Source organism: Aquitalea sp. FJL05, assembly GCF_003852595.1.
In the GTDB taxonomy this organism is placed as follows: Bacteria; Pseudomonadota; Gammaproteobacteria; order Burkholderiales; family Chromobacteriaceae; genus Aquitalea; species Aquitalea aquatilis.
The window spans coordinates 223,388-237,204 of sequence record NZ_QAJS01000018.1; the positions used below are offsets into that span (position 1 = coordinate 223,388).

The 13,817-nt window shown below is 62.2% G+C and carries 11 protein-coding genes; 5 read left to right on the forward strand and 6 right to left on the reverse strand.

Annotation, left to right across the window (positions count from 1 at the left end; translation table 11 throughout):
• Position 1 precedes the first annotated feature (1 nt).
• The 3 genes from DBR44_RS17600 to DBR44_RS17610 all read left to right on the forward strand — a co-directional run bounded on the left by DBR44_RS17600 (position 2) and on the right by DBR44_RS17610 (position 2,914).
• On the forward strand, positions 2-1,111 hold the full coding sequence (locus DBR44_RS17600) for an ABC transporter ATP-binding protein (protein WP_124645295.1): 1,110 nt from the start codon (positions 2-4) through the stop codon (positions 1,109-1,111).
• Positions 1,111-2,007, forward strand: a complete 897-nt coding sequence (locus tag DBR44_RS17605; protein WP_124645296.1) for an aldo/keto reductase family oxidoreductase — start codon at positions 1,111-1,113, stop codon at positions 2,005-2,007. The genes DBR44_RS17600 and DBR44_RS17605 overlap by 1 nt, the downstream gene beginning before the upstream one ends.
• A gap of 88 nt (positions 2,008-2,095) precedes the next feature.
• The gene (locus tag DBR44_RS17610; RefSeq protein ID WP_124645297.1) at positions 2,096-2,914 is read left to right on the forward strand and encodes an HDOD domain-containing protein; all 819 of its coding nucleotides are present in this window, start codon (positions 2,096-2,098) and stop codon (positions 2,912-2,914) included.
• Positions 2,915-3,180: 266 nt separating this feature from the next.
• On the opposite strand, the gene DBR44_RS17615 is transcribed toward DBR44_RS17610, so the two are convergent.
• Entirely contained in the window at positions 3,181-5,055 is a 1,875-nt protein-coding gene (locus tag DBR44_RS17615; protein ID WP_124645298.1) for a ribonuclease catalytic domain-containing protein, read from the reverse strand.
• A 280-nt stretch (positions 5,056-5,335) separates the two neighbouring features.
• On the opposite strand from DBR44_RS17615, the gene DBR44_RS17620 reads away from it, so the two are divergent.
• Positions 5,336-6,967, forward strand: a complete 1,632-nt coding sequence (locus DBR44_RS17620; protein ID WP_233578641.1) for a diguanylate cyclase — start codon at positions 5,336-5,338, stop codon at positions 6,965-6,967.
• A gap of 98 nt (positions 6,968-7,065) precedes the next feature.
• Here the strand turns inward: DBR44_RS17620 and DBR44_RS17625 are convergent, their stop codons facing one another.
• From DBR44_RS17625 to DBR44_RS17645, 5 genes are all read right to left on the reverse strand, one after another.
• Positions 7,066-7,836 carry a DeoR/GlpR family DNA-binding transcription regulator gene (locus DBR44_RS17625; protein ID WP_059286917.1) on the reverse strand — a complete coding sequence of 257 codons (771 nt, stop codon included), beginning with the start codon at positions 7,834-7,836 and terminating at the stop codon, positions 7,066-7,068.
• A 134-nt stretch (positions 7,837-7,970) separates the two neighbouring features.
• Positions 7,971-8,669, reverse strand: a complete 699-nt coding sequence (locus DBR44_RS17630; protein ID WP_158613650.1) for an aspartate/glutamate racemase family protein — start codon at positions 8,667-8,669, stop codon at positions 7,971-7,973.
• Between the two features lie 18 nt (positions 8,670-8,687).
• Complete coding sequence (locus tag DBR44_RS17635) at positions 8,688-10,274, reverse strand: EAL domain-containing protein (RefSeq protein ID WP_124645300.1); 1,587 nt, start codon at positions 10,272-10,274, stop codon at positions 8,688-8,690.
• Between the two features lie 92 nt (positions 10,275-10,366).
• Complete coding sequence (argH, locus tag DBR44_RS17640; RefSeq protein WP_124645301.1) at positions 10,367-11,749, reverse strand: argininosuccinate lyase; 1,383 nt, start codon at positions 11,747-11,749, stop codon at positions 10,367-10,369.
• 114 nt (positions 11,750-11,863) lie between these two features.
• Positions 11,864-12,787, reverse strand: coding sequence for a LysR family transcriptional regulator (locus DBR44_RS17645; RefSeq protein WP_124645302.1), 924 nt, complete (start codon positions 12,785-12,787; stop codon positions 11,864-11,866).
• Positions 12,788-12,877: 90 nt separating this feature from the next.
• On the opposite strand from DBR44_RS17645, the gene DBR44_RS17650 reads away from it, so the two are divergent.
• Positions 12,878-13,783 (forward strand): DMT family transporter, encoded by a 906-nt coding sequence (locus DBR44_RS17650; protein WP_124645303.1) that lies wholly within the window; start codon positions 12,878-12,880, stop codon positions 13,781-13,783.
• Positions 13,784-13,817 lie beyond the last annotated feature (34 nt).

Here is a 13,817-nt window from a genome sequence, read left to right on the forward strand (position 1 = left end):
GATGGCCGCTCTCTCCATCAATAATGTTTGCAAGACTTACGCCAACGGCACCGACGTGCTCAAGGGCATTGATATCGCCATCGAAGACGGCCAGTTCCTGATTCTGGTTGGCCCCTCCGGCTGCGGCAAATCCACGCTGCTGAACATGATTGCCGGGCTGGATGACATTTCCAGCGGCGATATCGAAATCGGCGGCAAGCGGGTGAACGAGCTGTCGCCTAAGGACCGCGACATCGCCATGGTGTTCCAGAGCTATGCGCTCTACCCGTCGATGAGCGTGCGCAAGAACATCAGTTTCGGGCTGGAAATCCGCAAGATGCCGCAGGCCGAGATCGACGCCACCGTCGAGCGCGTGGCGCAGATGCTGCAGATGACCCACCTGCTGGACCGCAAGCCCTCGCAGCTGTCCGGTGGCCAGCGCCAGCGCGTGGCCATGGGCCGCGCCTTGGCGCGCAACCCCTCCATCTTCCTGTTCGACGAGCCGCTGTCCAACCTGGACGCCAAGCTGCGGGTAGAGATGCGCACCGAAATCAAGCTGATGCACCAGCGGCTGAAATCCACCATCGTCTACGTCACCCACGACCAGATCGAGGCGATGACGCTGGGCGACCGCATCGCGGTGATGAAGGACGGCATCGTGCAGCAGTTTGGCAGCCCGCAGGACATTTACGACAATCCGGCCAATCTGTTTGTGGCGAGCTTTATCGGCTCGCCATCGATGAACTTCATTCCGGCGCAGGTGGTGGAATCCGCCGGGGTGCTGGGGGTGAAGATCTGTGACGACAAGGGTTGCGTCATCCTGCCGCTGCCGCATGCCCAGGACAAGATGAAGCCCTGGCTGGGCCGCGAAGTCATCTTCGGCATCCGCCCGGAACAGATCACCGATGCCCGCACCGCCTACCGCGAAGGGCTGCCGGTGATGGCCTGCCATATCGACGTGATCGAACCCACCGGCCCGGACACCCTGGTGTTTGTTTCGCTCAACAACACCAAGGTATGCTGCCGTACCCACCCGACCGAAGCCAAACTGCCGGGCCACAGCATGGAACTGGTATTCGACGTGTCCAAGGCCGTGCTGTTCGACCCCACGACAGAACAACGGATTGCCTGATGAACACCTTGCCATCTGCACAACTGGCCCCGGGAGGGCCAGTTTTTTCTCCGGTGGCCGCCGGCCTGTGGCGGCTGCACGACTGGAATTTCTCCCCAGCCGAGCTGGCACACTGGATCGAGCATGCCATCAGCCTCGGCATCACCACCTTCGACCATGCCGATCTCTATGGCGGCTTTCGCTGCGAGGCGCTGTTCGGCCAGTGGCTGAAGGCCAACCCCGGCCAGCGCGAGCACATCCAGCTGGTAAGCAAGTGTGGCATCAAGCCGGAAGATGCCAGCCGCGGCTGGCAGGTGAAGCACTACGACAGCAGCCGCGCCCACATCCTGGCCTCGGTAGATGCCTCCTTGCAGAACCTGGGCACGGACTATCTGGACCTGCTGCTGATTCACCGCCCGGACCCGCTCATGAACCCAGACGAAGTGGCCGACACCTTCGCCAGCCTGAAGGCCAGCGGCAAGGTACGGCACTTTGGCGTGTCCAATTTCAGCCCCAGCCAGTTTGCCCTGCTGGCATCGCGCACCCCGCTGCTGACCAATCAGCTGGAGGCCTCACTGCTGCACACCGCGCCCTTGTTCGACGGCAGCTTCGACCAGTGCCTGCAGGCCGGCATTCGGCCCATGGTGTGGTCGCCGCTGGCTGGCTGCCTGCTATTGCAGGCAGCGGCCCACCCGGCCCTGCATGCCGCGCTGACGCGGATGGCCGCAGAATTGGCCGTCAGCCCGGCCACGCTGGCCCTGGCCTGGCTGCTGCGCCACCCGGCGCGGCCCATCCCCATTAGCGGCTCGCGCCGCCTGGCTTCGCTGGATGAAGCTGCCACAGCCTGCCGCCTGCCACTGGAGCGGCAGCACTGGTTTGCCCTGCTGGAAGCTGCCCACGGCCACAGCGTGGCCTGACAGCAACAGCACACGGTGTTTTAAATCTTTTATTCCCCGCCGCTTCGCCTAAGCTCAATAAGCTAGGTCATGACAAAGGGGGTAAGACATGCAAGTGGCGGACATTTTTGAAAAAGCCTCGGGACGGCTGCCCATGGTGCCCAAGGTGGTACAGGAGCTGATCGAAAGCTTTCACAAGACCGATATCAATATCGATGAAATCAGCGACAAGGTAGGCCATGACCAGGTGCTGACCGCGCGCGTGCTGCGGCTGGCCAATACCGCCCGCTTTGGCGGCAGCCGCCGCGTCGGTTCGCTGGATGATGCCGTGGTATTGCTGGGCTTCGACAATCTGCGCATTCTGGTGATCGCCTCCGGCATTACCGGTGCCACGGCCGGCATTGCCGGCTTTGACATGAAAAGCTTCTGGCAGCGCAGCTTTGCCATGGCCAATACTGCCAAGCGGCTGGCACGGCTGGCCAAGCTGGATGCCCAGCTGGGTTATACCTGTGGCCTGCTGTCCAATATCGGCGAGCTGGTGCTGCATGTCGCCATGCCGGAACAAGCGGTGCAGATCGACAAGATCGTCGCTGGCGGTGCCGACCGGGTCGCCACCGAACGCATGCTGCTGGGCGTGGACCTGACTGAAGTGGGGGCCGAGCTGGCACGGCGCTGGAACTTCCCCGACGACATCCAGCAAGCCATCCGCGATCAGCACGACCTGTTGGGCGATGTCACCCAGTTTGCCATCGTGATCGGCCTGTCGGCCTATCTGGTGGCCGGCTTTAATCACGACATGAGCGAGGCCGACATGCAGGCCACCCTGCCATGGGCGGTGGTGGACAAGCTGGGCATCGATCGCGACGCCATCAATGCCGCCATGGGCGAACTGAAAGAAGCCTGCACCGGCATCGACGACATGTTCTGAGCTACCGTAGCAATACGAAAAAAGGCTGCCCGCAGGCAGCCTTCAGGCTGCTGACCAAGTAAGTTGGCACAATTGCACCGGACCCGGCAGAGCCGGGCCTTTCGACTAAGTGATTACTTCCGCAGCCTGCCCATCTATTCCCTATCCCCCCGCCCTTACCCTGTAAGGGAGCCTCGCTTTCTTTTCAGAAAGCGAGAGGGGTGTGGCAATAAGCAAAAGGCTGCCATCAGGCAGCCTTTTTGTTTTCATCCCAGACAGGGCAATACTCAGCCTTCTTCTTCCTCGCTGGCCGCTTCGACATGGCCCACCACGCCGGTGAAGCGGAACTCGATCTCGGCCATCAGTTCGTCGATGCGGATCACGCCCAGCTGGATACGGTCGCCCCGTGCCAGTTCCGGCAGGCCCGGAATGCGTACCCGCATCGGCAGGCCGTCGATCCGTACCAGATCTTCCTTGATGAAGGTGGCGGTGATGTTGCTTACCCCCTCCTGGGTAAACCAGCGCAGGCACCAGAAATGCTCCAGCTTGTCCTGGAAACCCAGATAGGCGGAGTAAGTCGCGTCAAAATCGCGCAGCAGGGCGAACAGCATGGCATTGCCCTGCTCGAACTGCGGCTTTTCGCCACGGATCATCGCGGTGAGTTGGCGCTGGTTGACGAAGTCGGTGGCACGACGCAACGGCGAGGTGGCCCAGGCATATTGCGCCACGCCCAGGCCGATATGCGGCTCAGGACGGGTGGTCATGCGCACCTTGCCCATGCTCTGGGCACGGTACATGGCGGGGATGTCGGCCTCAGCCAGCATGCGGCCCCACTCGCTGTTGGCCAGAATCATCAGTTCCGACACCAGCTTGTCCATGGGCGCGCCGCGCTTGCGCAGGGTGATCTGCACCTTGCCATCGACCACATCGAAGTTGTAGTCCATCTGCACCGGGCGGGTGGGGTCGTATTTGCCACGGCGCTTTTCCAGCGCATTGGCAAAATGCCACAGCCAGGTCAGTTCCTGCTTGAAGGGGTAGTCGATACCCGGATCGTTCAGCAGGGTGTCTTCGTTGAACTGCTGTTCCAGCTGGGCATGGCGCAGGTTGGCCCCGATGCGCACCTTCTCGATGCGGCTTTCATAGGCCACCGGCTCAAACTCGGGCGAGACATCCACGTACAGGCTGAGCGCCGGGCAATCCTGGCCTTCCTGCAGGGTGAAAGCCTGTACCACGTCATCCGGCAGCATGGTGATCTTGTCGCCGGGGAAATACACGGTGGACAGGCGGCTCCACACCAGCTTTTCGATGTCCGAATCCACCGGCACGCCCAGCGTGGGGGCGGCGATATGGATGCCGACACGCTTGTTGCCATCCGGCAGATCGACAACCGACAGCGCATCGTCGATCTCGGTGGTGTTGGCATCATCAATGGAGAAGGCCACCGCTTCTGCCAGCGGCAGGTCTTGCGGCGGCTGCGGTGCCGCGTATTTGCCGAAACCGGCGCCCTTGGGGAAGTATTCCATCAGGAAACCGGCCATCAGGTAGTCGGGCACCGAACTGATGCCGCCCACGCTTTGCGCCAGTTTCAGCGGCGGCTGGTTCAGTTCGCGCGCGGCCTGATCAAAGGCCTTGAACTCCAGCGTGCTCTTGTCCGGTTTCCACAGCAGCGACATCAACTGGCTGCGGATAGCCTCCGGTAAGCTGCCGGCCTTCAGTTCGGCTACCCAGCCGTCGATCTGCTCCTGCTCGCGCTTCTTGCGCTCGATGCCGGCCAGCGCGGCTTTCAGTGCTTCTTCCGGGGCTTTCTTGTAACGGCCCTTGCCCTTTTTGTAAAAATACATGGGCGCGCCGAATACGCGCAGGATGATGGCGGCACTTTCCAGTGCCGAAGGCGCATGGCCCCAGTAATCGGCGGCCAGCACATCGTGCTCGAATTCGTCTTCCGGACTGCACTCCCACAGGAAATCCAGATCAATTTCATCGGCCATTTTTTCAGCTGCAGGCAGAAAATCTGCCACAGTCGAGCTAAACTCGAGAAAAACATTGCTGGATTTGATCTTGGCTCGCTTGCCATGTTGAGTATCTACCTGCAAGCTGGCATCGGAACGGGAAACGATCGTGCCAACCTTGAAGGAGCCGCTTTCTTCGTAAAATACGTTCATTTGCGCGCCAACTGATTCATTAAGCCAAAATTATATCATTTCACCTTCAGGCCCTGCGCCACTTTGCAAATGCAGGCGCAGCAACAGGATTCAGAGCCGCTGACACAACCTCGCAGAGGACCCGAGCCAAGGCGCGCCGACACAGACAGTACCAGTCGTACGGCAAGGAGGCGCAACGCAGGAGCGGGGGTTTTGTCAGTGGGTCTTAAACATGCGGCGGCCACAGGCCAGCTCGTCTTTACATAACAATTCGCATGTCGGCAGGAATCGGGTATCCACTATGACGCTGGGAAGCAACGCAAATATTTCGGCAAGAGAGCACGCGGCACGTGAGATCGACCGTATTGGCCACATGCTGGTGACCCGCTGGGATCGCTCGCTGGCCACGCATCTGCTGTCCTTGGTCAGCAATCTGGAACGTTACATTCAGGGCGAAGACGCCGCACAGCTACTGCCGGAATGCCTGGCACTGCGCGAGCTGTTACAGCTATGGCTGCTGCAGAACGATACGGTGCCGGGCGAAACCGAACGCTATGGCGCGCTACGCCACCATCTGGGCATCGTCAGCCAGCTGGCCATGATGGAAGGCCGCCAGCTGTTGCCGGAACACTTCAGCGGCGGGCTGATGCAGCAGGGGCCGCATCTGGTTTATCTGTGGATGCCGCCCAGCGAAGAAGCCCGCAACCTGAGCGAACAGCTGTCCTGTTATGGTTTCATGGTGCAGTCCATGTACCAGGCCTCCAAGCTGGCGCAGGCGCTGCAGGATGCCACGCCGGCAGCGGTGGTGGCCTATACCGACTTCAATCCCGGCGACCCCATCATGGCGCTGGCCGACACCATACGCGGCCTGTGCCCGTTGCTGTTCTGCTCGTCACGCTACGACTTCGAAGCCCGCCTGCTGGCGGTGCGGGCTGGTGCGTCCGGCTTCCTGGCCTGGCCGCTGCTGGCGCACGAGCTGATCGACAACCTCAGCTTTGGCGATCTGGGAGAAAAACGCGATCCGCTGCGGGTGATGATCGTGGAGGACATGGCCTCGCTGGCCGGCCTCTACGCCAACGTACTGAACAGCCATGGCGTGGATGCGCTGCAGGTCACCGACCCGGCGCGGGTGCTGGACGGCATCGTGCAATTCCGCCCGGACCTGATCCTGATGGATATGTACATGCCGGAGTGCAATGGCATGGAGCTGGCGCAGATCATCCGCCAGCAACGCTTGCTGGACGGCATTCCCATCCTGTTCCTGTCGGTGGAAAAACGGCAGTCCATCCAGCTGGATACCCTGACGCTGGGCATCGACGGCTTCCTCACCAAGCCGGTGGCCCCGGAAGAGCTGGTGGTGACGGTGATCAACCGCGCGCGCCGCTACCGCAAGCTGCGCTCCTACATGATCAACGACAGCCTCACCGGCCTGCTCAACCACTCCCATCTGTATGCCCAGCTGGAGTACGAAGTATTGCGCGCCAAGCGCGACCAGCGTGCGCTGTCGCTGGTCATGCTGGACCTGGACCACTTCAAGACCATCAACGATACCTATGGCCACCCGGCCGGCGACGAGGTGCTGGTGAATCTGGCCCGCTTCCTGAAAGAGCGGCTGCGCCGTTCCGACCTGATCAGCCGCTATGGCGGCGAAGAGTTTGCCATCGTCCTGCCCGGCACCCGCCAGGAAGACGCACTGCGCATCATGAATGCCATGCGCCAGGCTTTTTCCCAGATCGAGCAGCGCAGCAACCAGCAAACCTTCCGTCAGACCTTCAGCGTCGGCATCAGCTCGCTGGCCACCGCCGACGACACCACCCTGCTGGTGCAGCAGGCGGACGACATGCTGTACCAGGCCAAGCGACTGGGGCGCAACCGGGTAGAGGGCTACTCGCCCGAACATGTCCCGCTGTCGCGGCGCGAAGCGGAAGCCTGAGTCTGCCTCGGCACACAAGCAAGCAAAACGCCCGCTAAACGCGGGCGTTTTTCCTGGCAAGCAGCGTGGCGCAATCGCGCCAGCACGCGCCACACCGTTCAGACTGCGTCGGCCAGAATCAGCCGCACATTGTGTTCTTCCAGCAGCTTGGCCAGCGACTCCGGCGGCTCGGCATCGGTGAACACGGTGTGGAATTCACTGATATGGCCCATGCGCACCAGGGCATTGCGGCCAAACTTGCTGTGGTCGGCCGCCAGATAGCGGTGACGGGCATTGGCCATCATCGCCTGTGCCACCCGTACTTCGCGGTAGTCGAAATCCAGCAGCGAGCCATCGGTTTCGATACCGGACACGCCGATGATGGCGTAGTCCACCTTGAACTGGTTGATGAAGTCCAGCGTCGCCACACCAGTAATGCCGCCATCCGATGCGCGCACCACGCCGGAGGTGATCATCACGGTGAAATCCGGGTTGGCCGACATGATGGAGGCCACATGGATATTGTTGGTGATGACGCGCAAACCCTTGTGGGTGATGGTGAGCGCCTGCGCCACCGCCTCGATGGTGGTGCCTATGCTCATGAACAGCGAAGCGTGATCGGGAATGCTGCCGGCGATCATGTCGGCAATATGTGCCTTTTCGCTCTGAAATTTTCCTTTGCGCGCAAAGTAATCCTCGTTTTCCACGCTGCTGCCCAGGGCAGCTCCACCATGGTAACGGCGCAGCAAATTTTCTTCGCACAGCTGGTTGATGTCGCGCCGGATGGTCTGCGGCGTGACATCGAGCAGTCTGGCCAGCTCTTCGATCGGCATGAAGCCGTTTTCGCGGACCAGCTGCAGAATCTTGTCGTGACGGGGTGAGCGGCTCATAGGGATTCGATTCCGAAAATCATGTTTAGTTACTAACATATTTTCCGGTCAAAGGGCAAATGCTTGCACCGATCCGCCCTTGACCCGCCACAAGCCTTTGGCGAAAGCCGTATTCCGTACAACAGCTGGCCAGACTAGCCGAGCACGGCCTGCATGGCCGCTGCAGCCAGTACTGCCGTGGTATCCACCGCCGGCATGCCGCAATTGGCTTCGTCCAGCACCAGCGGCAGCTCGGTACAGGCCAGGGCAAGGCCATCACAGCCCTGGGCACGCAAGCCATCCACCACTTGCAACAGTTGCTGCAGGCCGTCCGCACTGGCCCTGCCGGTGGGCACCAGCTCGTCAAAGATGACCTGCTGCAGCATCGCCTGCTGCGCCGGGTCTGGAATGCACTCTTCGATGCCTACGGCGGCAAATGGAAGGCGGTAAAGATGGGACTGCATGGTCCAGCGCGTGCCCAGCACGCCCACCCGACGCAGGCCACGACGCTGGCAATCGGCGGCTACCACGTCCAGCATGCTCAGCACCGGCACGGGAGAGCGCTGGCGGATGCCATCGATACGGCAATGCACGGTATTGGCCGGGATCACCGCCAGTTGCGCCCCGGCCACGGCCAGCCGCTGCAGAGAGCCGACGATGGAATCTTCCACAATGTCCCAGCGCTCCTGCAGCTGGGCGGCGTGCACCACGCCAAAGTCTGGCTGGTCCAGCACGAAACGCGGGTGATGATGGTGACCGCAGCACAGGCTGGCAGAAAGCTGGTGCAGCTTGGACAGGCAATCAAGGGCGCCGGGGACGGTCACGCCGGCTACGCCGATAACGGGGAGGGTCATGTTTGGGCTTGGCATCTGTTAGGGGTGTACCTCGGCGTGAACGCGGGTACGCGGTTCGGATGGCCTATTATGCCATTCGGGACGCAGCATGAACTCACTGATCGGCATCGGCCGCGCATAGCGGTAGCCTTGCAGCAGGTGTGCACCATGCTGGCGCAGATAATCTTCCTGCTGCATGCACTCCACGCCTTCCGCCACCACCGTCAGCCCCAGCTTGGCAGCCAGTTGCAGAATGCTGTCCAGGATATCCGCCGACAGGCTGTCACTGCCGATGCCGGCGACAAAGCTGCGGTCTATCTTCAGTTCATCCACATCCATTTTCTGCAAATAGGACAAGCTGGAATGCCCGGTGCCGAAGTCATCGATGGCAATGCGCACACCCAGATCATGCAGCTGCGCCAGCAAGGCATCGGTTTGCGGGCCGGTGTTGATCAGTTCGCGCTCGGTCAGCTCCAGGGTGAGCCGGATGCTGCCGGGCGGGAAGGCCGACAGGAAAGCGGCGCAGTCGGCCGGCAGGGAGCCATCGGCCACATAGGCGGCACTGACATTGATGCTGATCTGAAAACCGGCGGGCAAGCTGAGCACGCCCAGTTGCGCGGCAGTCTGCTGCATCAGCGAGCGGGTCATGGCCACGATATGGCCGGTACTTTCGGCAAAGGGGATGAACAGCTCCGGCAACACCATGCCATCGAGCGGATGCTGCCAGCGCATCAGCACTTCCACCCCGCACCACTGCAGGTGCTGGCTATCGACCAGCGGTTGCAGGTAAGGAATGAATTCCTGCTGGCGCACCGCCCGTTGCAATTCGCGGCTGGGCGCCCCGCTGCGCAGCAGCAGGCGATGAAAACCCCAGCTGAAGGTGCAGCTGAACAGCAGCAGCAGCAGCAGTTGATCCGGCTCCTGACTTGCCCTTTGCTGCAACATGGCGGGCATGGAGAAATCCATCACCAGCTCCAGTGGATAGCGTGCCGAGGCCAGGCGTCGCTGCTGCCAGTAAGGGCGGGGCTGCGGCGCAGTCATCTCGCCACTTTCGCTTAACCAGCTGTCGCCCACATGCAGATAAAACCAGGAGTCCTGCTCCAGATGAGTCAGTCTGTCCTTGAGATATTCACTATCCACCACGACCTGGATGCCGCCGACATCAGTACGCTTTGCCTCCAGCCACAACAACAGCAAGGGGTGCCAGGGCGATAGCCGGTTACCCGGTTTTAATTGCAGCCGCTGCACGCGCGGGTATTCCTGCGAATAGGCCGGCGCATGCCAGCCAATCACCGAATCGCAATACACCCGGCCGGCGTGGTCGATCAGGCGCATCGAACGGACATAGGGCTGGATGGTGACTTGGCGGCGCATTTCCGGATAAATGACCTGACAGTCCACACTGGGCTGTTGCAGCATGCCCTCGCCGGTTCTCTGGGCCCGATCCACGATCTGCTCGATTTTTTCCAGCTTGTAAGCAAGCTGGGCCTTCAACGCGTGCTGGATGGCCGCATGAAACTGGTACAGCATCAACAGGCCGCCCAGCATGAACAAGGCCAGCCCGGGCAGCATGGTGAGCATGATGCGCTGGCTGCGCCCCAGCGGCTCGATGGAAGGAAATTGCACGGAACCTCCGCTGAAAATTCATCACAGGTCCCACTGTAGGCCAATAAAAAACCGCCGATAGCGGCGGTTTGGTTTTAAACAGTATTAACTGTTCAACTGGCCAGTCTTGCCTTGTGACGGGCAATCTGGGCGCGTACCTGATTCGGCGCAGTGCCGCCAACATGGTCGCGCTGGGCCAGGCTGCCCTCAGGTGTCAGCACCTGGTAGATGTCCTGCTCGATCAGCTTGCTGAACTGTTGCAGCTCCTCCAGCGACAGGTCGGCCAGATCCACACCACGGCCTTCGGCGTAGCGCACGCTCAGCGCCACCACTTCGTGGCTGTCGCGGAAAGGCAGGCCCTTCTTCACCAGGTAGTCGGCCAGATCGGTGGCGGTGGCAAAGCCCTGCAGCACGGCGGCGCGCATGGCTTCCGGCTTCACGGTGACGCCACGCATCATGTCGGCGTAGATGCGCAGGGTGTCGATCAGCGTGTCCACGGTGTCGAACAAGGGTTCCTTGTCTTCCTGATTATCCTTGTTGTAGGCCAGCGGCTGCGCCTTCATCAGGGTGACCAGCGCAATCAGGTGGCCCACCACGCGGCCGGATTTACCGCGTACCAGTTCCGGCACGTCCGGGTTTTTCTTCTGCGGCATGATGGAGCTGCCGGTGCAGAAGCGGTCGGCGATGTCGATGAAGCCGACGCGCGGGCTCATCCACAGGATCAGCTCTTCCGACAGGCGGCTCAGATGCACCATCACCAGGCTGGCGGCGGCGGTGAATTCGATGGCGAAGTCACGGTCGGACACGGCGTCCAGCGAGTTGTGGCAGACATCGTCAAAACCCAGCAGCTGGGCGGTGTAGTGGCGGTCGATGGGGAAGGTGGTGCCGGCCAGTGCGGCAGCGCCCAGCGGCAGGCGATTGACGCGCTTGCGGCAGTCCGTCATGCGTTCGGCGTCGCGCGCCAGCATTTCCACGTAGGCCAGCATGTGGTGGCCAAAGGTCACCGGCTGGGCCACTTGCAGGTGGGTGAAGCCCGGCATCACGGTGTCGGCGTGTTGTTCGGCCAGCTCCAGCAGGCTGGTTTGCAGTTCGGCGATGAAGCCGACGATGGCGTCGATCTGCGCGCGCAGCCACAGGCGGATGTCGGTGGCGACCTGGTCGTTGCGCGAACGGCCGGTGTGCAGACGCTTGCCGGCATCGCCGATCTTGTCAGTCAGGCGACGTTCCACATTCATGTGCACGTCTTCCAGATCCACGCTCCACTCCAGCCGGCCGGCGCGGATGTCGTCCAGGATTTCAGCCATGCCGCGTCGGATAGCCGCCACGTCGTCATCGGACAGCACACCAGCCTTGTTCAGCATGGCGGCGTGAGCCAGCGAGCCCTCGATGTCGAATTCGGCCAGACGTTTGTCGAAGTCGATCGAGGCGGTGTATTTCTTGACGAGTTCGGAAACCGGTTCGCTGAAGCGACCGGACCAGGCATGGCTTTCTTGCATCTCGATGATTCCCTGCGGTGATTGTTCTGGGCTACCCCAAGGCAGCAGCGGCAATTATAGGGAAAGCATCCCCTCAGGGCGAGTCGGGTCTTGCCCGGCTGTGGCATTACCGTGTCATGGCGGTGTTTTCGCGCCCAGGCGCTCGGCCAGATAGTCAATCAGCACGCGCACCTTGGGTGCCAGATAGCGATTGGGCGGATACAGCAGCCAGGCCATGCCGCGATAAGCCGTGGTGAATTCCCAATCGTCCAGCACGGTTTCCACCTGCCCGGCCTCCAGCGCTGCCTGCGCGGTAAAGTGCGGCAGCGGCGCAATGCCCAGATGGGCCAGCACGCCCTGCAGCCGCAGTTCGCTGTGGTTGGTGGCGTAGCGGCCGCTCACCGCCACCGTCAGCTGTTCGCTGCCACGGCGCAGCTGCCAGCGTTTGTCGGCCTCATGCTCGGCCAGGTACAAGCACAGATGCTGCGCCAGATCGCGTGGATGGGCTGGCCGGCCATGCGTGGCCAGGTACTGTGGCGAGGCACACAGCAGCTGGCGCACCGGCAGCAAGGGCCGCCCGGCCATGCCCGGTGGCGGCGTGTCAGTCACCCGCACGGTCAGGTCCAGCCCCTCGGCCAGCGGGTCGACATCGCGGTCGCTGATGAACAGCTCCACATCCACCTGTGGATAACTGGCCAGGAAAGCCGGCAGCAGCGGTGCCACCACAAAACGGCCAAAAGCCTTGGGCATGCTGATGCGCACCCTGCCCTGCGGCCGGGCATGTTGCTGCTGGGCCAGGTGCACCGCTTCGTCGGCCGCATCCAGCATGCTGCGACAGCGCGCCAGCGTGGCCTGCCCGGCATCGGTCAGCCGCAACTGACGGGTGGTGCGCTCCAGCAAGCGCACGCCCAGCGCCGCTTCCAGCCGTGCCACCTGCCGGCTAAGCGCCGACGGCGTCATGCCCAGCTGCCGCGCCGCCGCCGAAAAGCTGCCACGCTCCACCACCAGCACAAACACCGCCATGTCCGGCAGCATGGCAATCAGTCCATTTGTTCCCATTACGCACAATTCCTGTTCCAACAACAGCGATTATCAAGCCATGACCAGGCAATGATAATGAGCGTACTGACTCGACAATGAAAGCCTGCCATGCCCAACCGCCACCTCTTGCATCAACGTTACCCCGCCCTGCCCGACCTGCTATTGCTACTGGTCGCCATGGTATGGGGCAGCAGTTATGGGCTGGCCAAGGAGGCGCTGCAGTTTTATCCGGTACTGGGCGTGCTGGCCCTGCGCTTTGGCCTGAGCTTCCTGTTGCTGCTGCCGGCCCAGCGCGCCCTGGCTGATCCTGCCATCCGCCGCGCCACCCTGGGCGCAGCGCTGCCGCTGGGGCTGGGCCTGCTGGCGATTTTCCTGTGCGAAACCTATGGCATCGCCCACACCAGTGCGGCCAATGCCGCCTTCCTGATCAGCCTGTGCCTGGTACTGACGCCTTTTGCCGAATGGCTGTTGCTGGGGCAACAGCCGAGCCGCGATGCGCTGCTGGCGGCGGCAGCCGCACTCTGCGGCGCCTGGCTGCTGAGCGGGGCCACTCACTTGCAACTGAACGGGGGTGATCTGCTGATCCTGCTGGCCGCCGTACTGCGTGCAGCCGTCACCAGCCTTACCCGCAAGCTGACCGCAGACCGGCCGGTGGCCACGCTGGCGCTGACCGGGCTGCAAGGCCTGCTGATCTGCCTGGGCTGCCTGCTGCTGGCCAGCCTGAACGGCGGCTTGCCTGCCCTGCCGGCCCGGGCGGCGTTCTGGGGCGATATCTTGTTCCTGGTTTTGTTCTGCACCCTGTTCGCCTTTTTTGCCATGAACTACGCGCTGCGTCACAGCAGTGCCACCCGGGTGGCGCTGTTGACCGGCAGCGAGCCGGTATTCGGTGCCCTGTTCGCCATGCTGTGGCTGGGCGAGACACTGAGCGCCAGCAGCTGGTTGGGCGGTTTGCTGATGGTGGCGGCCAGCTTGTGGGCGGTACGCCCGGGCAGATTGCAAACCGCTGCCGCCTGAAGGCCGCCGCGCTGATTCGCCGTGCCGGACAGCG